This window comes from Collimonas sp. PA-H2, assembly GCF_002564105.1.
GTDB lineage: Bacteria > Pseudomonadota > Gammaproteobacteria > Burkholderiales > Burkholderiaceae_D > Collimonas.
In genome coordinates this window covers 90,160-115,796 of sequence record NZ_PDBX01000002.1, presented here as the reverse complement: position 1 = coordinate 115,796, position 25,637 = coordinate 90,160, and the positions used below count along the sequence as shown (strand labels likewise).

The following is a 25,637-nucleotide window of genomic DNA, read 5'->3' as shown; positions in this document are numbered from 1 at the left end:
AGGTGGCTAAGTAATGATAAGTAATTGATGAGCGCCTGGTCTCTTGCTGCGGGCGTTTGCCGGCAGCGGCGGCAATTGACCGCGCCGGCAGGCAAAGCGGCGGCGAGATGGCAAGGCAACAACTCCAAGGATGGAAAATGAGCAAACAATTTGATGTCGTAGTGATCGGTGGCGGTCCTGGCGGTTACATTGCAGCGATTCGCGCCGCACAACTGGGTTTCAGCACAGCCTGTATCGATGAATGGAAAAACGCCAAGAACGGCCCGGCGCCGGGCGGCACCTGCACCAACGTTGGCTGCATTCCTTCCAAGGCGCTGTTGCAGTCGTCTGAGCATTTCGAGCATGCCGGTCATGCGTTCGCCGAGCACGGCATCAATGTCAAGGGCCTGGAGCTGAACCTGGGCCAGATGCTGGCGCGCAAGGACGGCGTTGTCAAACAGAATAACGAAGGCATCCTGTACCTGTTCAAGAAAAACAAGGTGTCCTTTTTCCACGGCCGCGGTTCCTTCGTCAAGGGCGATGCCGGCGGTTATGAAATCAAGGTTGCCGGCGCCACGGAAGAAACCATCAGCGCCAAGCACATCGTGCTGGCGACCGGTTCCAACGCCCGCGAACTGCCTGGCGCACCGTTCGATGAAAAACTGATCCTGTCGAATACCGGCGCGCTGGCAATTGACGCGGTTCCGGCTAAACTGGGTGTTATCGGCGCCGGTGTCATCGGCCTCGAAATGGGCAGCGTATGGCGCCGCCTGGGCGCGGAAGTCAGCGTGCTGGAAGCGCTGCCGGCTTTCCTCGGCGCAGTCGATGAGCAGATCGCCAAGGAAGCCGGTAAACTTTTCGCCAAGCAAGGTTTGAAGGTCAGCCTGGGCGTCAAGATCGGCGCCATCACGACTGGCAAGAACGATGTGACAGTGGAATATGTCGACGCCACCGGCGCCGCACAGAAAGCCGTGTACGACAAGCTGATCGTTTCGATCGGCCGCACGCCGAACACTATCGGCTTGAATGGCGAAGCAGTCGGCCTGAAGCTGGACGAGCGTGGTTTCATCGCGGTTGACGACGACTGCAAGACCAACCTGCCGAACGTCTGGGCGGTAGGCGATGTGGTGCGCGGCCCGATGCTGGCGCACAAGGCTGAGGAAGAGGGCGTTGCGGTTGCCGAGCGTATTGCCGGGCAGCATGGTCACGTCAATTTCAACACCATTCCGTGGGTGATCTACACCTCGCCGGAAATCGCATGGGTTGGCAAGACAGAACAACAACTTAAGGCAGATGGAGTAGCATACAAGGCTGGCACTTTCCCGTTCTTGGCGAATGGCCGGGCGCGCGCCTTGGGCGATACTTCGGGCATGGTCAAGTTCCTGGCGGATGCCAAGACTGACGAAATCCTGGGTGTCCATATTGTCGGTCCGATGGCTTCCGAGCTGATTTCGGAAGCCGTGGTGGCGATGGAATTCCGCGCCTCGGCGGAAGACATTGCCCGTATCTGCCATGCGCACCCATCCTTGTCGGAAGCGACCAAGGAAGCAGCGCTGGCGGTCGACAAGCGGTCTTTGAATTTTTAAGAAAGAAGCAAGATGCGTGTTCTGCAGCTGTCGCCGTCACTGTTGCTGACTCTGATGTTAGGCCTTGCATTATCCGGTTGCGCCACTGTAGCGTCGGAGAACGGTCACGTGCTGATCGAAGCCAGTTCCGACAGCCAGCAGCTGGAAGGGGCGCGCTGCGTGGTGAAAACCGACAGCAGCCGCTGGAATGTGGTGACGCCGGGCGATGTCCTGATCGTCGCTGCCGACGGCGACCTGCACGTAGTGTGCGATAAGCCCGGCTACCGCACTTCGGAAGTGGTGTACCGGGCGCCGCCTGGCTTGAATTCCCCTAGCGTCGGCATCGGCGCCGCGGGCGGCAGCGGCGGCGTCGGCGCCTCCGGCATCGGGATCGGCGTCAGCCTGCCGCTCAGTTTCGGCGGCAAGGAAAAAGCCTATCCCAGCCGTGTGCTGGTGGAAATGGGGCGGTCATAGTTGCTTGGCTGGTTCCTGAGTTGAAGTGGGTGAGCGAAAGCTCGCCCATTTTTATTTTTAGCCGCCGCTTTGAACCCTGCAAAATCACGAGTATTGATTTTCTGTTAATGTCGTTGCCGCGATATTGACAAATATGGAACGGATGACGCTTCGCGCATCGGCTCTGTGAATTTTTGAACTGAAAAGCCATGAATGTATTAGAGTTTTACGAACAGGCGCTGACGCAGCGCGGCTTCCAGGCTGACGAGGCGCAACGGCGCGCGGTCGATCGCCTGCAGCGGGCCTACGACGAATGGGTAGCGTACAAGGCGCAACGTTCGAGCTCCTTCAAGCGCCTGATCAACCGGCCGGACGTGCCGCGCGGCGTCTACATGTGGGGCGGCGTCGGGCGCGGCAAATCGTTTTTGATGGACAGTTTCTATTCAGTGGTGCCGGTGGTGCGCAAGACTCGTTTGCATTTCCACGAATTCATGCGCGCCGTGCATCGCCAGCTGGACGAGCTGAAAGGCGTTGCCGATCCGCTCGACGAGGTCGCCAAGCGGGTGGCCAAGAAATACCGCCTGATCTGTTTCGACGAGTTTCATGTGTCCGATATCGCCGACGCCATGATTCTCTACAACCTGCTGAGAGCCTTGTTCGATAATGGCGTGTCTTTCGTCATGACCTCCAACTACGAGCCCAGCACCCTGTATCCGGACGGCTTGCACCGCGATCGCATGCTGCCGACCATCAAGCTGCTGCAGGACAACCTGGACGTCATGAATATCGACGCCGGCATCGACTACCGCAAGCGCGCGCTCGAGCAGGTGGAAACCTATCACTCGCCGCTCAACGCCGATACCGACCGCGCCTTGCGCCATGCGTTTGCCGGGGTGGCCGAAACCGCCGACGAAGATCCGCTGGTGGACATCGAAGCGCGTAAAATAAAGGCCTTGCGCAAGGCTGGCGGGGCCATCTGGTTCGATTTCAACACCTTGTGCGGCGGCCCGCGCTCGCAAAATGACTATCTCGAAATTGCCAGCCGCTTCCATACGGTGATATTGTCCGGTATCCCGCAGATGTCGGCGGCCATGTCGTCCGAAGCGCGCCGGTTTACCTGGCTGATCGATGTGTTCTATGATCACAAGATCAAGCTGATCATGTCGGCGGCGGTGCCGCCGGAAGAGCTCTACACGCAGGGCATGCTGGCCAATGAGTTTCACCGCACCGTGTCGCGTATCATGGAAATGCAGTCGCGCGAGTACATGGATAGCGAACGGCGCTCGGAAGCCGATTCCATCGTCTGAGCCGGCTCTGCGGTAGTGTCTAAACAATGTATAGAAATGGATAGGTCCTAGTGGAATTTGCCTCTTTGAATTTGGCGCCGCGGCGTCTGGTGCCGGCGCTGGCCGCAGCACTGCTGGCCTTGAGCGCCGGCGCGCAGGCGGCAGACGCCGTCCCGCTCAAATCGGTTGCCGAACCGGCCGCCGAGCTGACCGCGCGCTACCCGCTGGAATCGCTGACTTCTGTGGACGTCTCCAACAAGGCGCTGAACGACGTCGCCGACGCCAAGGCCGAGGTGGCGGCGCGCGATCTGGAGCAGCGCCGGGTCTGTTATACCAAGTTTTTCGTCAACCATTGCCTCGACGCCGCCAAGGAACAGCGCCGCCTGGCATTGAAGGCGATCCGTCCGGTCGACATCACCGCCAATGCGTTCTTGCGCAAGGATCGCGCCGACGAGCGCGACAAGGCGCTGGCGGCGAACGAAGCCCAGCGTCCGGCCGAGGACACGCAAAAGGCCCAGGACCAGAAGGAAAAAAAACTGAGCAACGCGCAAAAGGTCAAGCAGGGCGCGGCCAAGGAAAAAGAAGTGGCAGCCAACACCCGCAAGCATCTGGGCGAGGCCGACAAGCGCGTGGCGGACCACAATGCGCGTGAATTGAAAGCGAAGCAGGACGCCGCCGTCAAGGAATCGCAGAAGGCTGCGAATATCGCCGCTTTCGAGAAAAAGGCGCAGGATTCGGCGGCGCGCCAGCGTGAAGTAGCAGCCAACAAGGCCGCCAAGGCCAAGGATCTGGCCGCCAAGAAGGCGGCTGAAACGAAAGCGCCGGCAGCGCCTGTTGCAACGCCACCTGTGCCGCCGGCTGCGGCGCCCGCTGCACAGCCATAAAATAAAGCCGTTAGCTGCGTCCGCGGCTAACGGCTATCTTGCTTCTTTTCGGCTCTAAGTCCCCGCTTTAAACCGCGCGGCGCATCTTCTTGACGGTGTAGCTGGCAGCTTCCTTGGGCGGCGCCACCAGCTTGACGATGGCGAACGTGCAGTTGTCGGCAGCGTGGCCTTCGGCGCGCTTGCGGGTCTTGTTGATCAGCATTTCCGCCGCATCGCGCGGCTTGTTCATGGCGATCGCCGCACCCAGCTCGTCTTCGGTGAAGTAATGCCACAGTCCGTCCGAGCACAGCAGGAAAGCGTCGCCCGCCTTCAGGCCGGTATGGCGGCTGATGGTGACCTTCGGCGTATCGGTGCTGGAACCCAATGCATTGAGCAGGATGTTGGACAGGTTGTGCGATTTCGCCTCGCTGCGCGACAGCTTGCCTTCCGCCACCAGCTTTTCGACATAGGAATGGTCGATAGTGTGCTCGGCGAAATTGGGGCCGTCGAAGCGGTACAGGCGCGAATCGCCGACATGGCCCCAGGTCGCAGTGCCATCCGGCGACAGCACCAGGATCACCATCGTGGTGTGCGGATCCTTGTCGTTGGAAAAGCCGCTCAGCTTGATCACTGTATGGGTTTCCAGCGCGATGTTGTGCAGCATGGCTTCGACATTGTCGATCAAGGGCGAAAATCCCTCGAATATCTGCTTGGCGGTGCAAATCACCTGCTCGGCGGCGAGCGCGCCGCCGCTGCGGCCGCCCATGCCATCCGCCAACACGGCCATCATGTAGCCCGGCGCTTTCGGGGCGGTAAATAGTGCAGTGCGGTCCTGCTGTTCCTGGCGGTCACCTATGTGCTGGCCGGTGCCGGCTTCGATCTTGTATTGGCTCATTCGTCTGGGTAGATTAAACTGCATCCTGTTCAATGTAGTTGTAGTATTTCGCACATAATGACACTTAATAAACGGTGTCTTTTCGCGCCATGCGTCGTTGCAAATCCTCGCGATAGCTCGCTATCGCTCCGGTTTGCGCCTAGCCTGACACGAAAATACACCATTTCTTAAGCGCCCTTACATGCGAAACACTACAGGTAATTCCGGATTTGCCGGGCCTTGATCCGGCGCTAACACGTCGCTGATCGCCACCTGCTTACCAATCCAGGATGAGAACGGTAAGAAGCTGATGGGAAATATTATACGCAGGAATGATTTTCAAGGTGTTTCCACATGTTAACATTTTCCAACGCAAGAATCTGACCATGATCGATCGAGAAGAAATCCTTCGCCGCATTATAGAACTCGAAGTCGAACATCGCGATCTCGATGCCGCCATTCATACCATGACCAACCAGGTCCTGTATGAGGAATTGCAGTTGCGGCGCCTGAAAAAGCGCAAATTGCAACTGAAGGACCAGATTACGCTGTTAAGAATGCAATTAATTCCTGATATCCCTGCCTGATAGCTCACCCTGAGGCTGGTAGGATGCTAGTAGAACAGGCATCTATCCCAGCCGCCGCTTTATATTAAGTAAGTTACCTTGACCCAAGATACATCCCCCCTTGCAGCCGAAATCGCCGTTGCTGCCGTAGCGAATATCCCCGCTCCCGGCGTCCACGACGCTGATGTTGACCGTCTGTTCGCCAGTTCCGGCCCGCTTGGACAGGCGGTAGGCGGTTTCCGGCCGCGCGCAGCGCAGACTGAAATGGCCAAAGCCATCGCCGAAGCGATCGCCCAGCAGAGAACCCTGATTGCCGAAGCCGGCACCGGCACCGGCAAGACCTTCGCCTATCTGGTGCCGGCGCTGCTGTGGGGCGGCAAGGTGATCGTCTCGACCGGCACGAAGAACCTGCAGGACCAGCTGTTCCTGCGCGACATACCGACCGTGCGCAAGGCGCTCAGCGCGCCGGTCTCGATTGCGCTGCTCAAGGGGCGCGCCAACTACGTCTGCCATTTCCACCTTGAACGCACGCTGCAGAACGGCCGCATGACCTCGCGCGAGGATGTCGGCTACCTGCGCGAAATCTCGCGTTTCATGAAAACCACCTCGTCCGGCGACAAGGCCGAGCTGTCGATGGTGCCGGAAACCGCGCCGATCTGGAACCTGGTGACCTCGACCCGCGATACCTGCATGGGCGCCGAGTGCCAGTACTACCAGGACTGTTTCGTCATGAAGGCGCGCAAGGAGGCGCAGCAGGCCGACGTGGTGGTGGTCAATCACCATCTGTTCTTTGCCGACGTGGCGCTGAAGGATACCGGCGTCGCCGAATTGCTGCCGTCGGCCAATACCGTGATCTTCGATGAGGCGCACCAGCTGCCCGAAGTCGCTACTTTGTTCTTTGGCAATACCGTCTCCACCTCGCAGATCCTGGAGCTGTGCCGCGATGTGCTGGCGGAAGGCTTGTCGCACGCACGCGACGGCGCCGACTGGGGTCAGGTCGTGCTGCCGGTGGAAAAGGCCGCGCGCGATCTGCGCCTGGCTTTCCCGCAAGACGTGGTGCGGCTGTCGGTCAACCAGATTGCGCCATCGAGCATTTTCTTCCCGGCGCTGGAAACCATGCGCAGCCAGTTGCACGGCATGATCGTCGTGTTGGAAAAGCAGGCGGAACGAGCGGAAACCATCGAGCAGTGCCGCACCCGCGCGGTCGAACTGGGCTACAAGCTGGACGGCTGGAACAGTACGCCGGTCGCGGGTGGCGGCAAGAAGGCCGGCAAAGCGGTGGCCGCTGATGAAGGCGAAGGCAGCGTCTTGTGGGTCGAGGCTTTCTCGTCGTCGCTGCAGTTGCACCAGACGCCCTTGTCGATCGCGCCGATTTTCAACAAGCAGCGCGAAGGCGTGGCGCGCTCATGGATCTTTACCTCGGCGACCTTGGCGGTCAAGAACGATTTCCAGCACTACGCGGCGCAGATGGGCCTGGGCGACGAGCCGGCGCAATCCTGGCCCAGTCCCTTCGACTACGGCCAGCAAGGCCTGCTATACGTGCCGCAGAACCTGCCGCAGCCGAATTCGCCGGACTATACCGACGCCGTGATCGATGCCGCGCTGCCAGTGATCGAAGCCTCCGGCGGCCGTGCTTTCCTGCTGTGTACTACCATTCGCGCCGTCAACCGCGCGGCGGAGCGTCTGCGCGCCGAATTTGAAGCGCGCCATCTGGATTTTCCGCTGATGGTGCAGGGCGAAGCCGGCCGTACCGAACTGCTGGACCGCTTCCGCGCCGCCGGCAATGCGGTGCTGATCGGCAGCCAGAGCTTCTGGGAAGGGGTCGACGTGCGCGGCGAAGCGCTGTCGCTGGTGATCATCGACAAGCTGCCGTTCTCGCCGCCGGACGATCCGGTGCTGGCGGCGCGCATCGAAGCGCTCGAATCCAAGGGCATGAACGGCTTCATGCACCATCAGCTGCCGGCCGCGATCATCAACTTGAAGCAGGGCGCCGGCCGCCTGATCCGCGATGAAAGCGATCGCGGGGTCCTGATGATCTGTGATCCGCGCCTGATCTCCAAGGGCTACGGCCGCCGCATTTGGCAAAGCCTGCCGCCGTTCAAGCGTACCCGCGAGTTGGATGCGGTGAAGGCATTCTGGCGCGGCGACACGGTTGCCGAATAACTGGCATGATCGTTCTTGCGTCATTCATGACGGCGCGGCTGGCGCGATCCGCCATGATCGGCTAAGCTGGGCTGAGGAACGCCTCTCTGCCTTGTCATCAGCATGTAATAATCTGCCTCTATTGTCGCAGCTTGCATTTCGCAAGCCCTGCGCGCTGAGGGTGCGGGTTTTTGTCGAACGTTCGTTTGGATAAAGGTAAGCAATGTTTGCAGCAGTGGATTTGGGGTCCAACAGTTTTCGTTTGCATATTGGCAAATATAATGGTGATGCGATCCGCGTCATCAAGAGTGCGCGCGACCCGATCCGCCTGGCTGCCGGCCTCGACAGCAAAGGTTACCTGACCGAACAGGCGATGCAGGTGGCGCTGGATTCTCTGGCGCGCTTCCGCAATATCCTGGCCGACTACCAGCTGGAAGCGGTGCGCGTGGTCGCCACCAACACTCTGCGGGTGGCCAAGAACGCCGCCGAATTCCTGCCGATCGCCGAGCAAGTGATCGGCTATCCGATTGAAATCATTTCGGGCGAGGAAGAAGGCCGCCTGATCTACATGGGTGTCGCCAGCATGCTGCGCCTGCCCAACGAAAAGCGGTTGGTGCTGGACATCGGCGGCGGCTCCACCGAACTGATCCTGGGCCGCGGCCAGCAGATCGAGCGGGTCGAATCGTTCGGCATCGGCACGGTCAACCAGAGCCTGGCGTTCTTCGCCGACGGCCAGATCACCGCCGCCGCCTACGATGCCGCGGTGCTGTCGGCGCGCAGCCATTTCGAAGATGCCGCGCCGCCTTACCGGCCGCAAAACTGGAGCCATGCCTACGGTTCTTCCGGCACCATCCGCGCGATTGCCGAAACCATCGACAAGAACGGCCTGGGCGATCATCGCCTGTCTTACACCAGCCTGGAGGCCTTGCGCGCGCGCTTCGTCGAGTTCGGTCATGTCAGCCGTATCGACCTGCTCGGCATGAAGCCCGAGCGCGCCGCCGTCATGGTCGGCGGCCTGGCGGTGCTGATCGGCCTGATGCAAGAACTCGGCATTGAAGTGATCCAGCCGATCGAAGCCGGTCTGCGCATGGGCGTGATGTGGGATTTACAGTTGCGCGGCACGCGGCTAGACCGGCGCGACCAGTCGGTGCACGATTTCTCGCAGCGTTTCCACGTCGACCAGCTGCGCGCCAGCCGTGTTGCGGAAACGGCAACCTCGCTGTTTGAAATGCTCAAGCCGGCCAGTGACGGCCTCAGCCAGTATCTGCACTGGAGCGCCTTGCTGCATGAGGTCGGGCTGGTGGTGTCGCAAAGCGGCTATCACAAGCATGCCGCGTACCTGATCGAAAACGCCGACCTCTCCGGTTTCACCACCCGCGAGCAGCGCGCGATGAGCATGCTGATCCTTGGGCAGAAGGGCAACCTGCGCAAGATCAGCGACGCCTTGCTTGATCCGGATTTCTCCAAGGCGGTGCTGGCGCTGCGCCTGGCCGTCATGTTCCTGCATTCGCGCATAGAGATCGATCTTGACGAACTGCGCCTGAAAATGAAGAGCAAGATCGAGCTCGACATCAAGCGCGACTGGATCGAGGACCATCCCACCGCGACCTACTGGATGACCAAGGAACAGGACTGGTGGCGCGAGATCGGCGTCGATTTCGCTATCCGCCGGACGTAGGGCGGGCACCCCGTGCCCGCGCGTAACCGCTATAGGCGGAGTACGGACCCGTGCAGCATCAAAATAACTAGTAGATGAAGTGAATTCCCGCGTGGGCACGAAGTGTCCTCGCTACGCATGAGGTAAAGCGTTCTTAGTAGGTCAGCCCGCTAGCCTTGTTGAACAGCGCAATATCGACATAATTGGATAGATGGTTGCTGCTGGCGGTTTCGCCCATCATATAGCCGCCGATATCAAAGCCGCCGCCGGGAATGATGTATTCAGGCTGGCCGGCCGCGCGCTTGGCGCCCAGCTGCAACAGGCGGATCCAGGTCTTGGCCGCGGCAAAGCCTTCCAGCGTCAGGGCTGACACCGGTTCATCGCGGTATTTGCGCATCATGTTGAGGTGTTCCAGCTGGATAGGCGAACTGCCGATGCCGGGATTTGGCACCACTTGCGAAAACACCGTCCATTCCACGGCTTTGCCGCCAGCCAGCTGGCGCAGGGTGGTCAGGTTGGTGAGGGAAGAGCCTGCCACAAAAGTTTGCGGCGCCAGCTTGCGGAATTCTTTCAGGAACACGCCGGCGTTGACGGTGTCGGCCACCATGATCACGAAGCCCGGCTTGGCTGCCGCCAGGGCGGCGGTTTCCTTGCTGATCTGTTTCGCATCCTTGCTCAGGTGGACGGTGCCGCTGAGCTTGAGGCCGCTTTCCTTCATCTGCTCCAGCAGGCGCTGATAGGCATCGGCGCTGGCGGCCGATTCCTGGTAGACGATGCCGATATCCTTGATTCCCAGCTTGTCGAAATGGGAAAATATGTGGCGGATTTCCTGTTGGTAGCTGGGCCGCCAGAACAGGATCCTGGCGTCCTTCAGGTAGTCGGCGCCGGCCAGCGGCGCGTACAGGGTCAGGCCGCTGCGCTTGAAATCGGCGGAATTCAGCACCGCGCGGGTGACGTCGTCGCCGACGCCGCCGAACAGATAAGAGACGTGGGCCTGCTCGATCAGCTCGGCCACCGCCTTGACAGCCAGGTCGGCCTGGCCGCGGTCGTCGCGCACCAGGTACTGGATACGGCGGCCGTTGATGCCGCCTTTGGTGTTCAGCACGTCAAAATAGGTTTTTATACCGGCCACATAGTCCCGTCCAAGATCGGCGTTCGGACCGGACAGGTCGATGGCCTGGCCGACCACGATGGTGTCGGCAGCATGCGCCAGCAAGGGCAGGAACAAAGAGAAAGCAGCCAGGCACTTGCACAAAATGCGTTTCAAGTTTAAGTTCATCAGAAAAATTGAAATAAGGTGGCGGAGGAGTCGCAGTGTCCTTGTTTAATATGACCGCTTGATGAAATTGCGGCGTCGGCCGCCGTCTTGATGTTGTATTGGCAGGCCTGGAAATGGAGCGCTCGATAAAGCTGTTCTTGCCGAAGGTCAAAGAATTGTATATATTATTTATACGATTTGTTAATGGAGAATTGAATGGTTGCCAGTAAAATTGTTAAACGCGCTGTTAAAAAGCCGGTAGTCGCAGTCAGAGCGGCCGCCAAAGCCAAGCCGGCCGCGCGGCCCGCAGTCAAGGCCAGCCCGAAGGCGGCGCCCGTGATAAAGGCCGCGGCAAAACCTGCGGCGAAACCATCAGTGAAAGCGGCGGCCAAGCCGGGGCCGAAGCCAGCAGCCAAGCCGGAACTGAAAGCCGCGCTGAAGCCGCTGATCGCTGCCAAGCCGCTGGCCGTCAAGCCGGCGCCAAGCCTGAAGGCTTTGCCGGACGCCAAAGCCAAGGTCAAGAAGGCCAAGCTGGTGCGCGACAGTTTCACCATGCCGGCCGATGAATACCAGGTGCTGGGCGACGTCAAAAAGACTTTCCTGAAGGCTGGCCTGGAAGTGAAAAAGAGCGAATTGCTGCGCGTCGGCGTTGCCCTGATCCGTGACCTGAGCCTGGCAAACCTGAAGCTGGCAGTCGCCAGCCTGCCGCCAGTCAAGGCCGGCCGGCCGAAAAAAGAGAAGTAAACAGCGGCCTGCAAGGTAGCGAGATCCGTGGCTTTCGCCGCGGCTCGGCAAACTGCCAGTGTCCTGATTCAGGACGCAATAAACACGAAAAACATGAAATATCCTTCTGGTTATTTCCACGTTTTTCGTGTTTTTTTTGCCTTGAAAATTGCCATTTAGTCACTGTTGCTATGTCATAAAACCGAAATAATTTTGTCATTTTCTTGAAGTAATCGGTGGTTAGGCTTGTCATCGTCACAATCTGAAAGGACGATGAATGCAACTCCTAACTAATGCTGGCGCAGCGAGCTCAAGTGAAGCCAAGTTGACGGTTAGCCTGGCCAGCACGCAGGAAGAAGTGCGCGAAGTGCAGCGCCTGCGCTACAAGGTTTTTATCGAGACGATGGGCCTGTCTGCGCTGGCCAATGCCGATGGACTCGACAGCGACGAGTTCGACGCTTACTGCGATCACCTGATCGTACGCGACACCAAGACGCTGCGCGTGGTCGGCACTTATCGCGTCATGAGCCCGCACGGCGCGCGGCGCATGGGCCGCTATTATTCCGAACAGGAATTCGACCTGGGCCGGCTCGACAACCTGCGCAGCAGCATCGCCGAAGCCGGACGCGCCTGCATCGACCCCGACTACCGCAGCGGCAGCGTCATCATGCTGCTGTGGGCCGGCCTGGCCGCATTCATGCGGCGCGAGCGCTGCGATTACCTGATGGGTTGCGCCAGCGTCAGCCTGGCCGACGGCGGCCACAATGCCGCGGCGCTGTACCACGCGCTCGATCAAAACAGCTTTGCACCCGCCGAATACCGGGTCACGCCGCATGTGCCGTTCCCAGTCTATGAGCGCGAATCCGGCCACGTGGCGCAAATGCCGCCGCTGCTGAAAGGCTATCTGCGCAGCGGCGCCTGGGTCTGCGGCGATCCGGCCTGGGATCCTGATTTCCATTCCGCCGATTTTTTCCTGCTGCTGCCCTTGTCGAAACTGGACGGCCGCTATGCACGTCACTACTTGAAAGAAGCGAGGACGACATGAAACCAGGCGAACAGTTTCTGGAAGCGGCTTTGTTCGGCGCCAATGCGGGCGCCGGCTCCACCTCCACCTCGTCGAAGCGCGATCCGATCCGCTTCCGCACGATCTGGATTTCTGATGTCCATTTGGGCACCACTGGCTGCCAGGCTGCTCGCCTGCTGGAATTCTTGCGCGCCACCGAATCGGATACCCTGTATCTGGTCGGCGATATCATCGACGGCTGGCAGTTGAAGCGGCGCTGGTACTGGGATCAGGTCCACAACAACGTGGTGCAGACGGTATTGAAAAAGGCCAAGAAGGGCACCGAAGTGATTTTCGTGCCGGGCAACCACGACGAGGCGGTGCGCCAGTTCGTCGATCTCGATTTCGGCGGCATCCGCATCCGTGACGAGCTGGTGCATACCACCGCCAACGGCAAACGCATGCTGGTGCTGCACGGCGACCGTTTCGACGGCGTCATCGCCTGCGCCAAGTGGCTGGCGTATGTCGGCGATGGCCTGTACACCGTGATTCTGAAATTCAACCAGTGGTTCAACGGCTGGCGCGCGCGCGCCGGCCTGCCTTACTGGTCGCTGTCGCAATACCTCAAGCTGAAAGTGAAAAACGCCGTCAACTACATCTCTTCGTTTGAAGATGCATTGGCTGCCGAGGCGAAAAAGAAGGGACTGGACGGCGTCATCTGCGGCCATATCCACAAGCCGGAAATCCGCGACATCGACGGCATCACCTATTGCAACGACGGCGATTGGGTGGAGAGCCTGTCGGCGCTGGTGGAAGAGGCCAGCGGCGAACTGCGACTGGTCACCTGGCAGGAAATCATGCAGCAGAAAAAGGCAGTTTCCAGCAACCAGATCAGAGACTTATGCGAATTGCCATCGTAACGGACGCCGCCCAGACCCAGATCAACGGCGTGGTCAACACGCTGCGTGCCACCAGCGCCGGCCTGCGCAACAATGGCCATGAAGTATTGCTGCTCAGTCCGGACGATTGCCAGACCTTTGCCTGTCCCACTTACCCGGAAATCCGCCTGGCCTACAAGCCGTATGCCAGGGTCGCCGCCAGCCTGAAGGCGTTTGCTCCTGATTGCATCCATATCTCAACGGAAGGTCCGATGGGGCTGGCGGCGCGCCGCTTCTGCCTGCGCCAGGGCATAGGCTTCACCACCGCTTATCACACCCGTTTTCCGGAATACCTGAGCGCGCGTTCCATGCTGCCCAAGGCGGTCACTTATCGCTGGCTGCGCTGGTTCCACGGCCCTTCCAAGGCTGTCATGGTGCCGACCCCGCATGTGATGCGGGAACTGGAACAGCGCGGTTTCCGCCATCTGGTGTTGTGGGGCAGGGGCGTAGATACCGAGCGCTTCAAGCCAGTCGATGAGGATCACGCCTGCATCGTCCGCCCGCTGTATCTGTATGTCGGCCGGGTCGCGGTGGAAAAGAATATCGAATCCTTCCTGCAGGTCGATTTGCCCGGCACCAAATGGGTAATCGGCGACGGCCCGCTGCGCGAAGAACTGCAGCAACGCTATCCGCAGGTGCAATTCCTGGGCGCCAAGGCGCACCACGAGCTGACCTCCTACTACAACTGCGCCGACGTCATGGTCTTCCCTAGCCATACCGATACCTTCGGCCTGGTCATGGTGGAAGCCATGGCCTGCGGGGTGCCGGTCGCTGCCTATCCGGTGCCGGGCCCGGTGGACGTGGTGGCGCACGGCCGTTCGGGGATACTGGACCACGATCTGACCTCGGCTTGCCTGATGGCGCTCAGCCTCGACCGCCGCGAGGTGCGGCGGCACGCACTTGAGTACTCGTGGGAAACGGCGACCCTGCAGTTCCAGCAGCACCTGCATCAGATCCAGGGCGTCAAGGTACGCCCCAAGAAACTGCTGACCAGCCAGTCGCGGCCGGCGTCCGGTCTGTAGCCATGAAAAAAGCCCCGCAGTGCGGGGAATGCCGTTCAGTTAGGGCAGAACGACACGGTGTAGGGTGGGCACTCCGTGCCCACGCAGTATCGTGGATATTCGTGTCCCTGCCATTCGTGCCCCGGCTACGCGCCCCGGCCGGTCCGCGTGGGCACGGAGTGCCCACCCTACGAATTCCGCAAATAAAAATGCCGTTCAGTCTTAACTGAACGGCATTACCGCAGTGCGGGGCTTTTTTTGAGGCAGGATATTTTCCGCCGGATTACCAGAACTTCCACCAAGGGGCCTTGGCCGCTACCTTTTTGCTATCGGTACCGGTGCCGCCCACATAGATGCTGTTAGGGTAGGTCTTCTTCAGCACGCGCTCGGAGTCGTCGCGCAACTGGGGCATCCCCAGGGCGTCATACGATTGCACCATGATGTGCAGCGCTTCTTCCACTGCGGGCGCGTCACGGTATTCCGAGATTGCGCTTTGGGCGCGATTGACGGAAGCAACATAGGCGCCGCGGCGGTAGTAGTAGCCGGCGACGTGGACGTCATACTGCGCCAGCGCATTCACCAGGTACTTCATGCGGTCCATGGAGTCCGGCGCATAAGTGCTGTTCGGGAAGCGCACCACAACTTGCTTGAATGCATCGAATGCATCGCGTGCGGCTTTCGGATCGCGTTCGGTGGCGTCTTCGCTCGACAGGAAGTCGAAAATGCTGACCTTGTCGTTGAAGTTCACCAGGCCGCGCAGGTAGTACATATAGTCGACGTTAGGGTGATTCGGATGCAGCTTGATGAAGCGGTCGATCGCAGCCAGCGCTTCAGGCTGTTCGCCCTGGCGATAGTGGGCATAGGCAATATCCATCTGCGCCTGTTGCGCATAGGTGCCGAACGGATAACGCGATTCCAGCTTTTCGAAGTACTTAATTGCCTTATCGTAGCCACCGCTGTTCATTTCATCCTTGGCCTCCGAGTATAATCGGGGGGCGGACCAGTTTGCGGTTTCATCGACTTTGTCTGGCAGCAAGCCACACGCAGATAAGGATAGAACGAATGCCGCTGCAGCTAGTTTTAAGAGTCTTTTTTGCATAGTTTTTTGCAAGATTGCGTATGTTTACCTGTAGTTACTGTGTTTGGGTAATTACTTTAACGATTGATCGATTATAGCCGATGGGACTTCCTCTGATGTCATTTACCAAGCCAAATTTGGCTGAAATTCTGCCGGAAGCTGATTTAGAGGCCAATATTGAAGATCTCGATGAAGGCGTCGACGACGGCGACGCCGCTACGGCCAGCGCGCCGATAGTATTGCAATTAACGCCTGATGTGTGCGGAACGCGCCTGGATAAGGTGGTTTCGAGCCTGGTGCCCCAGTTTTCGCGCAGCCGCATCCAGCAGTGGATAGAAGCCGGCCACGTTACGGTGGACGGCAAGGTTGCGACCACCACCAAGATGACCACCTACGGCGACGAAACCGTGGTGGTGCTGCCGCAGCCTGCGCCGGACGAGCAGGCCTTCACGCCGGAAGACATGCCGCTGAACGTAGTCTATGAAGACGCGGCCATCATCGTGATCGACAAGCCGGCCGGCCTGGTGGTCCATCCGGCCGCCGGCAACTGGTCGGGCACCTTGCTCAACGGCCTGCTGTTCCGCTGGCCGGTACTGGCCGGGGTGCCGCGCGCCGGCATCGTGCATCGCCTGGACAAGGACACCAGCGGCCTGATGGTGGTCGCCAAGACGCTGGAAGCCCAGACCGACCTGGTGCGCCAGCTGCAGGCGCGTACCGTCAAGCGCCAGTACCTGGCGCTGGTGTGGGGCACGCCGCAGCTGAACGGCACGGTCGACAGCCCGATGGCGCGCCATCCGCGCGACCGCATCAAGATGGCGGTGTCGGACAGCCTGATCGCCAAGCCGGCCATCACGCATTACCAGCGCCTGGGAACCGGCTTGCTGGAGCGGCGTCCGGTCAGCCTGATGGGTTGTCGCCTGGAAACCGGGCGCACCCACCAGATCCGCGTACATATGCAATCGCTCGGCTTTTCCCTGGTCGGCGACGCCTTGTACGGCAAGCAACATCTGATGCCGGCATTCTCGCGCCAGGCCTTGCAGGCATCGCGCTTGGGACTGATCCATCCGACTACCGGCAAGCCTTGCGAATGGTTTGCGCCGTTGCCGCAGGATTTCGCCGAGCTGCTGACCCGGGCCGGCATGAGCGTGCCGGAATAGCAGGTTTGTGGGAGAAAGCAGTCGCTGTTGGCGGCTGTTTTTTTTATGAGCAAAATGAAAAGCTGGGAATGCTAAGCAGATGCAACTGATTATTCCGAACTGGACGGGCGTGCCGGGCAACATCGGCGCTTTCGCCACTTTACGCAGCGGCGGCGTCAGCCAGGGGCCTTATGACGACGGCAACGGCGGCGGCGGCCTGAACCTTGGCGCGCATGTCGAGGATGCGCCGCAGGCGGTGGCGCACAACCGAGCGCTGCTGGATGTCTTGCTGCCGGCGTCGCCGCTCTGGCTGACGCAAGTGCATGGCCACGATGTGGTGGATGCTGGCACGGCCGATGGCGCCGTGATGGAAGCGGATGCCGCGATTGCCACGCGTCCGGGAGTGGTTTGCGCAATCCAGACGGCTGATTGCCTGCCGGTCTTGTTTGCCGATGTGAACGGGCGCGTGGTCGGCGCCGCGCATGCCGGTTGGAGGGGCTTGCAGGGCGGGGTGCTGCAGAATACGGCGGCGCGCATGCGGGCTGCCGGCGCCGGACCTATCGTGGCCTGGCTGGGCGCGGCTATCGGCCCTGACAGTTTCGAAGTCGGCGCCGATGTGCTGCAGGCGTTTGTCGATGCGGTGCAGCCTGGCGATGCCGATGCTGCAAGTCGCGTGGCGCAAATCCAGGCATGTTTCGTAGCCATTGCGCAGCGGCCGGGAAAATACCTGGCGGATATCTACCAGCTTGCGCGAATTGCATTGAAACAGGCAGGCGTGGCACAGGTTTACGGCGGTGGTTTGTGCACCGTGAATGACCGGAATTGTTATTCTTATCGCAGGGACCGGGTCACCGGACGCATGGCGTCGCTGATCTGGCTGAAATAAGTTACGGCTTTGCTTTTTCTGCCGGAGCTGGCTGCTGAGCCGCTTTGGCAGCGGCTTCCGCGGCTTTTTCTTGCGCCGCCAACCTGGCAGAGTTTTCAGCTCGCTGTCGATTTCTCTTGCGCTGCGGCGTGCCCATCAGGTATAAAACAATTGTCAAAGGAAAAACACCGTACAGCAAAAATGTCATTACACCGGCGACTGCGTTAGCTTCCGTTATTGCCATCATGAAGACGACGTAGATCCATGCGATGGCGACGATATACATTGTGTTTCCTGCTTTAGAGTCAATCCGATAAAAGATACACGAAAATACGCCAAATCAACGGTTACCGCATGAATACGCCCCAATTTTCCGTCTTCGACCCTGCCGCCTTGCTGCAACTCTCGCAGCAGTTCAATCAAGCCTTCAATCCCCAGTTTCTCCAGCAGCTCAGCCACATCGGCGATCCCAATATGTTCCTCGGTGCGTTGAACGCGTCGGCCCACGGCCAAGGCCCAGCCGGACTGAGCGAGCTGGGCATTGCGCTGGACCCGGTAGCGTTGGAAAAGCTGCAGGTGGAGTACACGCAAAAGCTGTCGGCCTTGTGGCAAGACATGCTGGCGGCGCGCCCGCCGGACTTCGCCGACCGCCGCTTCAGCGGGGCTGCCTGGCATGGCAATTCGCTGTATGCCTTTAATGCCGCTGCCTACTTGCTGAATGCGCATTTCCTCAACGCCATGGTCGATGCGCTGGACGCGCCGCCCAAGATCAAGCGCAAGATCGGCTTTACCGTGCAGCAGATGATAGACGCCATGGCGCCGTCGAATTTCCTGGCGACCAATCCGGTGGCGCAGCAGAAAATCGTCGAGACCAACGGCGAAAGCCTGACCAAGGGTATCGCCCAGCTGATTGCCGACATGCACAAGGGCCGCGTCTCGCAGACCGATGAAACGGCGTTTGAAGTGGGCAAGGACGTGGCCACCACTGAAGGCGCGGTGGTGTTTGAAAACGCGCTGTTCCAGCTGATCCAGTACCAGCCGCTGACCGCCAAGGTGTTTGAGCGGCCGCTGCTGATCGTGCCGCCGTGCATCAACAAATTCTATATCCTAGACCTGCAGCCGCAGAACTCGCTGGTGCGCTATGCGGTAGAGCAGGGCCACAGCGTGTTCCTGGTTTCCTGGCGCAATGCCGACGAGTCGCTGGCACACACGACCTGGGATCAGTACATCGACGACGGCGCCATCAAGGCGCTGGAACTGGTGCAGGAAATTTCCAGCCAGGACAAGGTCAACGCGCTCGGCTTTTGCGTCGGCGGCACCATCCTCTCGACGGCGCTGGCGAAACTGGCGGCGGCCAAGCTCAATCCGGTGGCCAGCCTGACCTTGCTGACCGCTTTCCTGGATTTCAGCGATACCGGCATCCTCGACGTCTACATCGACGATATGCAGATCCGCATGCGCGAACAGGCGATCGGCCAGGGCGGCCTGATGCCGGGGCGCGAGTTCGGCTCGGCCTTTTCCAGCCTGCGGCCGAACGACCTGCTGTGGAATTATGTCGAATCGAATTACCTCAAGGGCGAGCAGCCGAGCTCCTTCGACTTGTTGTACTGGAACGCCGACAGCACCAATTTGCCGGGGCCGATGTTTTGTTATTACCTGCGCAATATGTACCTGGATAATTCATTGAAGGATGCCGGCAAGCTGACCGTGGGCGGCGCCAAGATCGACCTCGGCAAGATCGATGCGCCGGCTTTCATCTACGCCTCGCGCGAAGATCACATCGTGCCCTGGACTTCGGCCTATGCTTCGCTGGGCTTGCTGAATCCGAAAAAGCCGAAGCAGAACCGCTTCGTGCTGGGCGCCTCCGGCCATATCGCCGGCGTCATCAACCCGCCGGCCAAGAACAAGCGCAGCTACTGGACCAATGACAGCGGCAAGGCAGCCGATGCCGACGCCTGGCTGGCCGGCGCCGCCGAGCATCCTGGCAGCTGGTGGACCGAATGGTCGAAATTTTTATCGGAACATGCAGGAAAACAAGTGGCAGCGCCGCGCAAATTAGGAAATACTAAGCACAGCGTGATCGAAGCGGCGCCGGGCAGCTATGTCAAAGTCAGGGCAGAATAGACTGGAACAGAACAAAATCAGGGCAGAATAAAACAAGTCACAGGAATGTGCGGATGTGCAGAAGGCAGCAGTGGATGTGCAGAAGGCAGCAGTAAATGAATAGCAGATCGATTATTGAATTGTTTTTTTGAAGGAGACAAGAGATGGCAAAGCGAATCGTTTATGTGACCGGGGGAATGGGCGGTATCGGCACCCCAATTTGTACTCGTCTTTGCACAGATGGTTTTACCGTAGTCGCTGGCTGCGGTCCGAATTCAACGCGCAAGGACAAATGGCTGGCCGATATGCGCGCCAAGGGTTTTGATATTCATGCCTCGGAAGGGAATGTCTCCAACTGGGATTCCTGCAAGGCGGCGTTCGAGAAGGTCAAGGCTGAGATCGGCGAAATCGATATCCTGATCAATAACGCAGGCATCACCCGCGACGGCCAGTTCCGCAAGATGTCCAAGGCTGACTGGGATGCGGTGATCGACACCAACCTGAATTCGCTGTTCAACGTCACCAAGCAGGTAATCGATGGCATGGCCGACCGCGGCTGGGGCCGGATTGTCAATATCTCGTCGGTGAATGGCCAGAAGGGCCAGTTCGGCCAGACCAACTATTCGACCGCCAAGGCCGGGATCCATGGTTTCACCATGGCGCTGGCGCAGGAAGTGGCAACCAAGGGCGTGACCGTCAATACCGTCTCGCCAGGCTATGTCGGGACCGACATGGTGCGTTCGATCCGACCGGATGTGCTGGAAAAGATCGTGGCCGGGATTCCGGTCAAGCGCCTGGGCGAGCCGGAAGAAATCGCTTCCATCATCTCCTGGATCGTGTCGGATGAAGGCGGCTATGCCACCGGCTCCGACTTCTCGCTGAACGGCGGCTTGCATATGGGCTGATCCAGCCCTTGCCAGACTCGTGTGGACCGCATTGCCGGTCCGCGCGGGCTGCTGGATTTGCTTGTCCATATTGCAATGCAATAAATCTCCCTATAAAAGCCGGTTGCACATGTTTTGCGCAATATAATGAGGTGTTGCAGCAAATTGATTGCGGCTCAGCACCTATAAGCGCGTTATAGCGCAGTAACCTGGGACAGAAATGACTACTACAAAAAAGACGTCTGAACGCTTGATCAAGAAATATCCGAATCGGCGTTTGTACGATACGCAGACCAGCTCCTATATCACTCTGACTGACGTCAAGCAGCTGGTGCTGGACAATGAAGAGTTCGTGGTGCTGGACGCCAAGACCGACGACGATCTGACGCGCAGTATCCTGTTGCAGATCATCCTGGAAGAAGAATCCAACGGCACGCCCATGTTCTCCAGCGCGGCGCTGTCGCAAATCATCCGCTACTACGGCCACGCCATGCAGGGGATGATGGGCAACTACCTGGAAAAGAACATCCAGGCTTTCATCGATATCCAGAACAAGCTGGCGGAGAACTCCAAGGGCCTGTACGAAGGCAAGCCTTTCAGCCCGGAGATGTGGACCCAGTTCATGAATGTCCAGGGACCGATGATGCAGGGCATGATGAGCAACTACATCGAGCAGAGCAAGGGCCTGTTCATCCAGATGCAGGAGCAGATGCAGAACCAGACCAAGAACATGTTCGGCACCTTCCCGTTTGCGCCTCCGCCGCCAGCGGAAAAGACCAAAAAGTAAACGCCCTGAAGGGCTCTTGATCCTGTGACAGGTTTTTAGGGCTCATCACGGGTAACCATGGCAAGGGAAGGGGTACAATAGCGTCTTTCGCTTTGACCCCACCTTTCGTCATGTCCAATGTCATTTCCGCAGCGCCAGCTGCACCAGTTCCAGCCCCTAAAGTCGGTTTCGTCTCCCTTGGTTGCCCTAAGGCACTGGTCGATTCTGAACAAATCCTCACCCAGTTGCGCGCGGAAGGTTATGAAACTGCCAAGTCTTATGAAGGCGCCGACCTGGTCATCGTCAACACTTGCGGCTTTATCGACGCCGCCGTGCAAGAGTCGCTGGACGCCATCGGCGAAGCGCTGAGCGAAAACGGCAAGGTTATCGTCACTGGCTGCCTGGGCGCCAAGAAAGACGCCGACGGCGACGACATCATCCAGAAAATCCACCCGAAAGTGCTGGAAGTGACCGGCCCGCACGCTGTCGGTGAAGTCATGTTTGCCGTCCACAAGCATCTGCCGAAACCGCATGCGCCCTTCATCGACCTGCTGCCGCCGCAAGGCATCAAGCTGACCCCAAAGCATTTCGCCTACCTGAAGATCTCGGAAGGCTGTAATCATCGTTGCAGTTTCTGCATTATCCCGTCGATGCGCGGCGACCTGGTGTCGCGTCCGATCGCCGACATCATGATGGAAGCCGAGAACCTGTTCAAGGCCGGCGTCAAGGAACTGCTGGTGATCTCGCAGGACACCAGCGCCTACGGCGTCGACGTCAAGTTCCGCATGGGTTTCTGGAACGGCAAGCCGGTCAAGACTCACATGACGCAACTGGTGACTGCACTGGGCGAGATCGCCGCCCAATACGGCGCCTGGGTGCGCCTGCACTACGTTTACCCGTATCCGCACGTCGATCAGATCATCCCGCTGATGGCCGAAGGCAAGGTGCTGCCATACCTGGACGTGCCGTTGCAGCACGCGCATCCGGATGTCCTCAAGCGCATGAAGCGCCCGGCCAGCGGCGAAAAGAATATCGAACGGATCCAGGCCTGGCGCGCCATGTGCCCGGACCTGACTATCCGCTCGACCTTTATCGCCGGCTTCCCGGGCGAGACTGAAGCCGAGTTTGAATACCTGCTGGACTTCCTCAAGGAAGCCGAAATCGACCGTCTCGGCTGCTTCGCCTATTCGCCGGTGGAAGGCGCGACTGCCAACGCCCTGGATAATCCGGTGCCGGAAGAGCTGCGCGAAGAGCGCCGCGGCCGCGTCATGCAGCTGCAGGAAGAGATTTCCAAGAAGCGTCTGCAAGCCAAGGTTGGCAAGACCATGCGCGTGCTGATCGACTCCGTCGACCGCAGCGGCGGCGTCGGCCGTTCCAGCGCCGATGCGCCGGAAATCGACGGCGTGGTGTATGTCAAGCCGCCGTATGAGCCGCACAAGAAGCTGGTGGTCGGCGAGTTTGTCGATGTCACCATCACCGCCTCCGATGCGCATGACCTGTGGGCAGCTGCATGACGGCAGGGAAGTTTGTCGTTGCGCTGACTTTATCGCTGGGGTTGGCTTCGAGCCTGGCGCTAGCTGATAGCGATAGCGGCGCGGCGACGGTTTCTGCCACGGCGCCTGCCGCAGCCGGCCTGTTCGCCAAGCCGCTGACCTTGCGCGGCACACTGGGCGACGCCAAGATAGAAATGCATCTGCAATTGAAGCCGGATCCGACTGAGGGCATCCAGGGTAGCTACGTGATTGCAGGGCAGAACGCCAAGATCCTGCTGGCCGGCGAATCGGAAAATACTGATGTCGTCATGGAAGAGTCGCTCAACGGCAAGGATGTCTCCGGCGAGTGGACCGGCGCCCTGGTCGGCAACACCTTCAGCGGCACCTGGTCGACCACCGACGATGCGGTGACCAAGCCATTCGTACTGGTGGTGCAGCAGCCGGCGCAGGCCACCCATTCAAGTAAATAATCCGGGCAAATAATTCATCAAGAAATTCTTCCAAGGCATATGGCAAAAAAGAATTTTCAAACCGCGGTGATCCACAGCGATTACCAGGCTCCGGCAGGCTTTGACGCCTTCCCGGTCGGCATACACCACGCCTCTACAGTCCTGTTTAAGAATGTCGCCGCGATGCGGGCGCGCAACTGGCAGGAAAAGAACGGCTACACTTACGGCCTGCACGGCACCCCGACTTCCTTCACGCTGGAAGCGCGCCTGGCGGAAATCGAAGGTGGCCAGCACTGCCTGCTGGCCCCCAGCGGCCTGGCGGCGATCACGATGGTCAACCTGGCTTTGCTGAAGAGCGGCGACGACGTGCTGCTGCCGGATAACGTCTATAACCCGAACCGCGACCTGGGCAACTGGCTGGCGCGCGATTTCGGCATCAGCGCGCGCTATTACGATCCATTGATCGGCGCCGGCATTGCCGCCCTGATCCAGCCGAATACCCGCCTGATCTGGACCGAAGCGCCGGGTTCGGTGTCGATGGAAATGCCGGATATTCCCGCCATCTGCCAGGCGGCCCACGCCAACAATGTACTGGTAGCGATCGATAACACCTGGTCGGCCGGCCTGGCCCTGCGCGCTTTCGACCTTGGCGTCGATATCGTCATGCATGCCCTCACCAAATACCAGTCGGGCGGCTCGGACGTCCTGATGGGGGCGGTCATCACGCGTGACGCCGCCTTGAACCAGCGCCTGCAGACCGCCCATATGCGGCTTGGCTTCGGCGTCGGCATGGACGATGTCTATCTGGTGCTGCGCAGCCTGCCGACCATGAAGATGCGTTTCGAAGCGCATGATGCAGCGGCGCGCAACATTGCGGGCTGGCTCAAGCAGCGGCCCGAGATCAGCCGGGTGCTGCATCCAGCCTTCCCGGATTGCCCGGGTCATGACATCTGGCAGCGCGATTGCAGCGGCGCCGCGGGTTTGTTTTCGGTGGTGTTCGACGAGCACTACAGCGAAGAGCAGACCGACCGTTTCGTCGACAGCTTGCAGCTGTTCAAGATCGGCTACAGCTGGGGCGGCGCGAATAGCCTGTGCGTGCCTTACCGCATCCAGGCCATGCGCCAGAACTGGCAAGGCAAGGGCATCCTGGTGCGCTTCAACATCGGCCTGGAAGATCCGCAGGATCTGATTGCTGATATCGAACAGGCCTTGGCCGTAATGTAGCGACAGATAAGTGGCGTGAAGCCGGTGCGATTGCGATTTTAAAAGCCGGCCCGCACTGCCTAATGCTGTTCAGTTAGGGCAGGACGACATGGCGTAGGGTGGGCACTCCGTGCCCACGCAGTACCGTGGAGATTTACGTCCCTGGGCATTCGCACCCGGGCTACGCGCCCCGGTCCTATCCGCGTGGGCACGGAGTGCCCACCCTACCGGTGCTTTGTCGCGAGCTCAGGAAGCCCGCAGCGCTTATCGCGCCGAATGCGAACAGCAGCGCCATCAGTTCGACCACACAAGCAGGGGCACAGCAACCGGCTGGATACAAAATCGCTACACAATTAATCATTCCCTACTGAAAATCGCTGCCGTAGGGTGGGCACTCCGTGCCCACGCAGTATCATGGATATTCGTGTCCCTGACATTCGTGCCCCGGCTACGCGCCCCGGCCCGTCCGCGTGGGCACGGAGTGCCCACCCTACGAGTTCCGCAAATAAAAATGCCGTTCAGTCTTAACTGAACGGCATTAGGCTTGCACTGCCGGCTTTTTTATGCGACGGCAGTATCAGCTCTTTTCCAGCAGATAGAAGCCGAATCCGAGCGTCGAACGGCCAGATGCGAGATAGCTGTCGTGCCAGCGCCGGGCTCTTTCACGGAAAGCGAGGGTGTCAGGGTCATCCGGATGAGATGCCGAATACTCCATCACTGCCTGGCAGTACATGTTCTCGTATTGATCCCATTCGTCATCGCTGCTCTCCGTGGCGATGCGCAGCTTGAAACCATGCGCAAGCGCACGTTTAATGTTTTCCGCATGACTGGTCAGCTCATCTTCCGTGGCGCCGAGAGTGGCCAGATATTCCTCAGATGGTTGCTGTTTCCAATAACCTTCGCCAATCAACAGCACGCCGCCGCGCTTGAGCCATTGCCGGCAGGTGGTGAGGCTACGTTCAAATCCTCCAAGCGCATGAGTGGAGCCGACACACAGAATGGCGTCGTAGCCTTTGGGGGGAAGGGGATGCTGCTCAAGCTGGTGTGCGATCAGGGTCAGGCGGCCGTCGCCAGGATGGCTGGCTGCCCAGGCATGCGCGGCCTCAGCCAGGAAAGCCGGATTGATGTCGACGCCGACGCCGCGCACCGGCTGCGATGCCAGCAAGTCGCGCAGCAATGCCGCTTTGCCGCAACCGGCATCCAGCACCAGGGCGTCAGCCTGCAGCTGCAGCGCAGCTAGCAAGCCGACGGCTTTGTTGGAAGAAAGCGGACTGCAGTAATGATGGCCGCTATGGGCGATGGTGGTGTACTTGAATGGATCTTGGGCAGAAATAGAAGTGGCCATGACGGCG

Annotated in this window: 24 protein-coding genes; 19 read left to right on the top strand and 5 right to left on the bottom strand. The window is 59.6% G+C overall.

Annotation, left to right across the window (positions count from 1 at the left end; genetic code table 11):
* Positions 1-137: 137 nt before the first annotated feature.
* From lpdA to BCF11_RS26120, 4 genes are all read left to right on the top strand, one after another.
* Positions 138-1,565, top strand: a complete 1,428-nt coding sequence (gene lpdA / locus BCF11_RS26135) for a dihydrolipoyl dehydrogenase (protein WP_098497786.1) — start codon at positions 138-140, stop codon at positions 1,563-1,565.
* 12 nt (positions 1,566-1,577) lie between these two features.
* Positions 1,578-2,018 (top strand): hypothetical protein, encoded by a 441-nt coding sequence (locus tag BCF11_RS26130; RefSeq protein WP_098497785.1) that lies wholly within the window; start codon positions 1,578-1,580, stop codon positions 2,016-2,018.
* Between the two features lie 188 nt (positions 2,019-2,206).
* Positions 2,207-3,304 carry a cell division protein ZapE gene (gene zapE / locus BCF11_RS26125; protein WP_098497784.1) on the top strand — a complete coding sequence of 366 codons (1,098 nt, stop codon included), beginning with the start codon at positions 2,207-2,209 and terminating at the stop codon, positions 3,302-3,304.
* Positions 3,305-3,354: 50 nt separating this feature from the next.
* A complete protein-coding gene (locus BCF11_RS26120; RefSeq protein WP_098497783.1) occupies positions 3,355-4,167 on the top strand; it encodes a hypothetical protein in 813 nt (270 codons plus the stop codon).
* Between the two features lie 67 nt (positions 4,168-4,234).
* Here BCF11_RS26120 and BCF11_RS26115 read toward each other — a convergent pair whose 3' ends face one another.
* Positions 4,235-5,041, bottom strand: coding sequence for a PP2C family serine/threonine-protein phosphatase (locus BCF11_RS26115; RefSeq protein WP_098497782.1), 807 nt, complete (start codon positions 5,039-5,041; stop codon positions 4,235-4,237).
* A gap of 365 nt (positions 5,042-5,406) precedes the next feature.
* Here BCF11_RS26115 and BCF11_RS26110 point away from each other — a divergent pair, with 365 nt between their 5' ends.
* The 3 genes from BCF11_RS26110 to BCF11_RS26100 all read left to right on the top strand — a co-directional run bounded on the left by BCF11_RS26110 (position 5,407) and on the right by BCF11_RS26100 (position 9,406).
* Positions 5,407-5,607 carry a YdcH family protein gene (locus BCF11_RS26110; protein ID WP_199111255.1) on the top strand — a complete coding sequence of 67 codons (201 nt, stop codon included), beginning with the start codon at positions 5,407-5,409 and terminating at the stop codon, positions 5,605-5,607.
* Between the two features lie 111 nt (positions 5,608-5,718).
* Positions 5,719-7,749, top strand: a complete 2,031-nt coding sequence (locus tag BCF11_RS26105) for an ATP-dependent DNA helicase (protein ID WP_098497991.1) — start codon at positions 5,719-5,721, stop codon at positions 7,747-7,749.
* A 202-nt stretch (positions 7,750-7,951) separates the two neighbouring features.
* On the top strand, positions 7,952-9,406 hold the full coding sequence (locus BCF11_RS26100; RefSeq protein ID WP_098497781.1) for a Ppx/GppA phosphatase family protein: 1,455 nt from the start codon (positions 7,952-7,954) through the stop codon (positions 9,404-9,406).
* Positions 9,407-9,539: 133 nt separating this feature from the next.
* Here BCF11_RS26100 and BCF11_RS26095 read toward each other — a convergent pair whose 3' ends face one another.
* Entirely contained in the window at positions 9,540-10,652 is a 1,113-nt protein-coding gene (locus BCF11_RS26095; protein WP_233212719.1) for an ABC transporter substrate-binding protein, read from the bottom strand.
* A 207-nt stretch (positions 10,653-10,859) separates the two neighbouring features.
* On the opposite strand from BCF11_RS26095, the gene BCF11_RS26090 reads away from it, so the two are divergent.
* From BCF11_RS26090 to BCF11_RS26075, 4 genes are all read left to right on the top strand, one after another.
* A complete protein-coding gene (locus BCF11_RS26090; RefSeq protein ID WP_098497779.1) occupies positions 10,860-11,387 on the top strand; it encodes a hypothetical protein in 528 nt (175 codons plus the stop codon).
* Between the two features lie 256 nt (positions 11,388-11,643).
* The gene (locus tag BCF11_RS26085; RefSeq protein WP_098497778.1) at positions 11,644-12,411 is read left to right on the top strand and encodes a GNAT family N-acetyltransferase; all 768 of its coding nucleotides are present in this window, start codon (positions 11,644-11,646) and stop codon (positions 12,409-12,411) included.
* Entirely contained in the window at positions 12,408-13,289 is an 882-nt protein-coding gene (locus BCF11_RS26080) for a UDP-2,3-diacylglucosamine diphosphatase (protein ID WP_098497777.1), read from the top strand. Before BCF11_RS26085 ends, BCF11_RS26080 begins: the two co-directional genes overlap by 4 nt.
* Positions 13,271-14,329, top strand: a complete 1,059-nt coding sequence (locus BCF11_RS26075; RefSeq protein WP_098497776.1) for a glycosyltransferase family 1 protein — start codon at positions 13,271-13,273, stop codon at positions 14,327-14,329. Before BCF11_RS26080 ends, BCF11_RS26075 begins: the two co-directional genes overlap by 19 nt.
* Positions 14,330-14,591: 262 nt before the next feature.
* Here the strand turns inward: BCF11_RS26075 and BCF11_RS26070 are convergent, their stop codons facing one another.
* Positions 14,592-15,407, bottom strand: coding sequence for an outer membrane protein assembly factor BamD (locus tag BCF11_RS26070; RefSeq protein WP_098497775.1), 816 nt, complete (start codon positions 15,405-15,407; stop codon positions 14,592-14,594).
* An 80-nt stretch (positions 15,408-15,487) separates the two neighbouring features.
* Between BCF11_RS26070 and BCF11_RS26065 the strand changes: the two genes are divergently transcribed.
* Both BCF11_RS26065 and pgeF read left to right on the top strand, forming a co-directional pair.
* A complete protein-coding gene (locus tag BCF11_RS26065; protein ID WP_098497774.1) occupies positions 15,488-16,543 on the top strand; it encodes an RluA family pseudouridine synthase in 1,056 nt (351 codons plus the stop codon).
* Positions 16,544-16,622: 79 nt separating this feature from the next.
* Positions 16,623-17,408, top strand: coding sequence for a peptidoglycan editing factor PgeF (gene pgeF / locus BCF11_RS26060; protein ID WP_098497773.1), 786 nt, complete (start codon positions 16,623-16,625; stop codon positions 17,406-17,408).
* Between the two features lies 1 nt (position 17,409).
* On the opposite strand, the gene BCF11_RS26055 is transcribed toward pgeF, so the two are convergent.
* Complete coding sequence (locus BCF11_RS26055) at positions 17,410-17,673, bottom strand: hypothetical protein (protein ID WP_098497772.1); 264 nt, start codon at positions 17,671-17,673, stop codon at positions 17,410-17,412.
* Between the two features lie 68 nt (positions 17,674-17,741).
* Here BCF11_RS26055 and phaC point away from each other — a divergent pair, with 68 nt between their 5' ends.
* The 6 genes from phaC (at position 17,742) to BCF11_RS26025 (ending at position 24,306) form a co-directional block, all read left to right on the top strand.
* Positions 17,742-19,511: a class I poly(R)-hydroxyalkanoic acid synthase gene (gene phaC / locus BCF11_RS26050; RefSeq protein WP_098497771.1), complete on the top strand. Its 1,770-nt coding sequence runs from the start codon at positions 17,742-17,744 to the stop codon at positions 19,509-19,511.
* Positions 19,512-19,654: 143 nt separating this feature from the next.
* On the top strand, positions 19,655-20,395 hold the full coding sequence (locus tag BCF11_RS26045) for a 3-ketoacyl-ACP reductase (RefSeq protein WP_098497770.1): 741 nt from the start codon (positions 19,655-19,657) through the stop codon (positions 20,393-20,395).
* Between the two features lie 199 nt (positions 20,396-20,594).
* On the top strand, positions 20,595-21,161 hold the full coding sequence (gene phaR, locus BCF11_RS26040) for a polyhydroxyalkanoate synthesis repressor PhaR (protein WP_061940049.1): 567 nt from the start codon (positions 20,595-20,597) through the stop codon (positions 21,159-21,161).
* 110 nt (positions 21,162-21,271) lie between these two features.
* Entirely contained in the window at positions 21,272-22,654 is a 1,383-nt protein-coding gene (gene rimO / locus BCF11_RS26035) for a 30S ribosomal protein S12 methylthiotransferase RimO (protein ID WP_098497769.1), read from the top strand.
* Positions 22,651-23,103 (top strand): hypothetical protein, encoded by a 453-nt coding sequence (locus tag BCF11_RS26030; RefSeq protein ID WP_098497768.1) that lies wholly within the window; start codon positions 22,651-22,653, stop codon positions 23,101-23,103. Before rimO ends, BCF11_RS26030 begins: the two co-directional genes overlap by 4 nt.
* Positions 23,104-23,142: 39 nt before the next feature.
* On the top strand, positions 23,143-24,306 hold the full coding sequence (locus BCF11_RS26025; protein WP_098497767.1) for a cystathionine beta-lyase: 1,164 nt from the start codon (positions 23,143-23,145) through the stop codon (positions 24,304-24,306).
* A gap of 556 nt (positions 24,307-24,862) precedes the next feature.
* Here BCF11_RS26025 and BCF11_RS26020 read toward each other — a convergent pair.
* Entirely contained in the window at positions 24,863-25,630 is a 768-nt protein-coding gene (locus BCF11_RS26020) for a class I SAM-dependent methyltransferase (protein ID WP_233212718.1), read from the bottom strand.
* Between the last annotated feature and the right edge of the window lie 7 nt (positions 25,631-25,637).

Coding starts and splice junctions, on each gene's coding strand:
- lpdA (WP_098497786.1), top strand. CDS start 138: ATGAGCAAACAATTTGATGTCGTAGTGATCGGTGGCGGTCCTGGCGGT.
- BCF11_RS26130 (WP_098497785.1), top strand. CDS start 1,578: ATGCGTGTTCTGCAGCTGTCGCCGTCACTGTTGCTGACTCTGATGTTA.
- zapE (WP_098497784.1), top strand. CDS start 2,207: ATGAATGTATTAGAGTTTTACGAACAGGCGCTGACGCAGCGCGGCTTC.
- BCF11_RS26115 (WP_098497782.1), bottom strand. CDS start 5,041: ATGAGCCAATACAAGATCGAAGCCGGCACCGGCCAGCACATAGGTGAC.
- BCF11_RS26110 (WP_199111255.1), top strand. CDS start 5,407: ATGATCGATCGAGAAGAAATCCTTCGCCGCATTATAGAACTCGAAGTC.
- BCF11_RS26100 (WP_098497781.1), top strand. CDS start 7,952: ATGTTTGCAGCAGTGGATTTGGGGTCCAACAGTTTTCGTTTGCATATT.
- BCF11_RS26090 (WP_098497779.1), top strand. CDS start 10,860: ATGGTTGCCAGTAAAATTGTTAAACGCGCTGTTAAAAAGCCGGTAGTC.
- BCF11_RS26085 (WP_098497778.1), top strand. CDS start 11,644: ATGCAACTCCTAACTAATGCTGGCGCAGCGAGCTCAAGTGAAGCCAAG.
- BCF11_RS26080 (WP_098497777.1), top strand. CDS start 12,408: ATGAAACCAGGCGAACAGTTTCTGGAAGCGGCTTTGTTCGGCGCCAAT.
- BCF11_RS26075 (WP_098497776.1), top strand. CDS start 13,271: ATGCGAATTGCCATCGTAACGGACGCCGCCCAGACCCAGATCAACGGC.
- BCF11_RS26070 (WP_098497775.1), bottom strand. CDS start 15,407: ATGCAAAAAAGACTCTTAAAACTAGCTGCAGCGGCATTCGTTCTATCC.
- BCF11_RS26065 (WP_098497774.1), top strand. CDS start 15,488: ATGGGACTTCCTCTGATGTCATTTACCAAGCCAAATTTGGCTGAAATT.
- pgeF (WP_098497773.1), top strand. CDS start 16,623: ATGCAACTGATTATTCCGAACTGGACGGGCGTGCCGGGCAACATCGGC.
- BCF11_RS26055 (WP_098497772.1), bottom strand. CDS start 17,673: ATGTATATCGTCGCCATCGCATGGATCTACGTCGTCTTCATGATGGCA.
- phaC (WP_098497771.1), top strand. CDS start 17,742: ATGAATACGCCCCAATTTTCCGTCTTCGACCCTGCCGCCTTGCTGCAA.
- BCF11_RS26045 (WP_098497770.1), top strand. CDS start 19,655: ATGGCAAAGCGAATCGTTTATGTGACCGGGGGAATGGGCGGTATCGGC.
- phaR (WP_061940049.1), top strand. CDS start 20,595: ATGACTACTACAAAAAAGACGTCTGAACGCTTGATCAAGAAATATCCG.
- rimO (WP_098497769.1), top strand. CDS start 21,272: ATGTCCAATGTCATTTCCGCAGCGCCAGCTGCACCAGTTCCAGCCCCT.
- BCF11_RS26030 (WP_098497768.1), top strand. CDS start 22,651: ATGACGGCAGGGAAGTTTGTCGTTGCGCTGACTTTATCGCTGGGGTTG.
- BCF11_RS26025 (WP_098497767.1), top strand. CDS start 23,143: ATGGCAAAAAAGAATTTTCAAACCGCGGTGATCCACAGCGATTACCAG.
- BCF11_RS26020 (WP_233212718.1), bottom strand. CDS start 25,630: ATGGCCACTTCTATTTCTGCCCAAGATCCATTCAAGTACACCACCATC.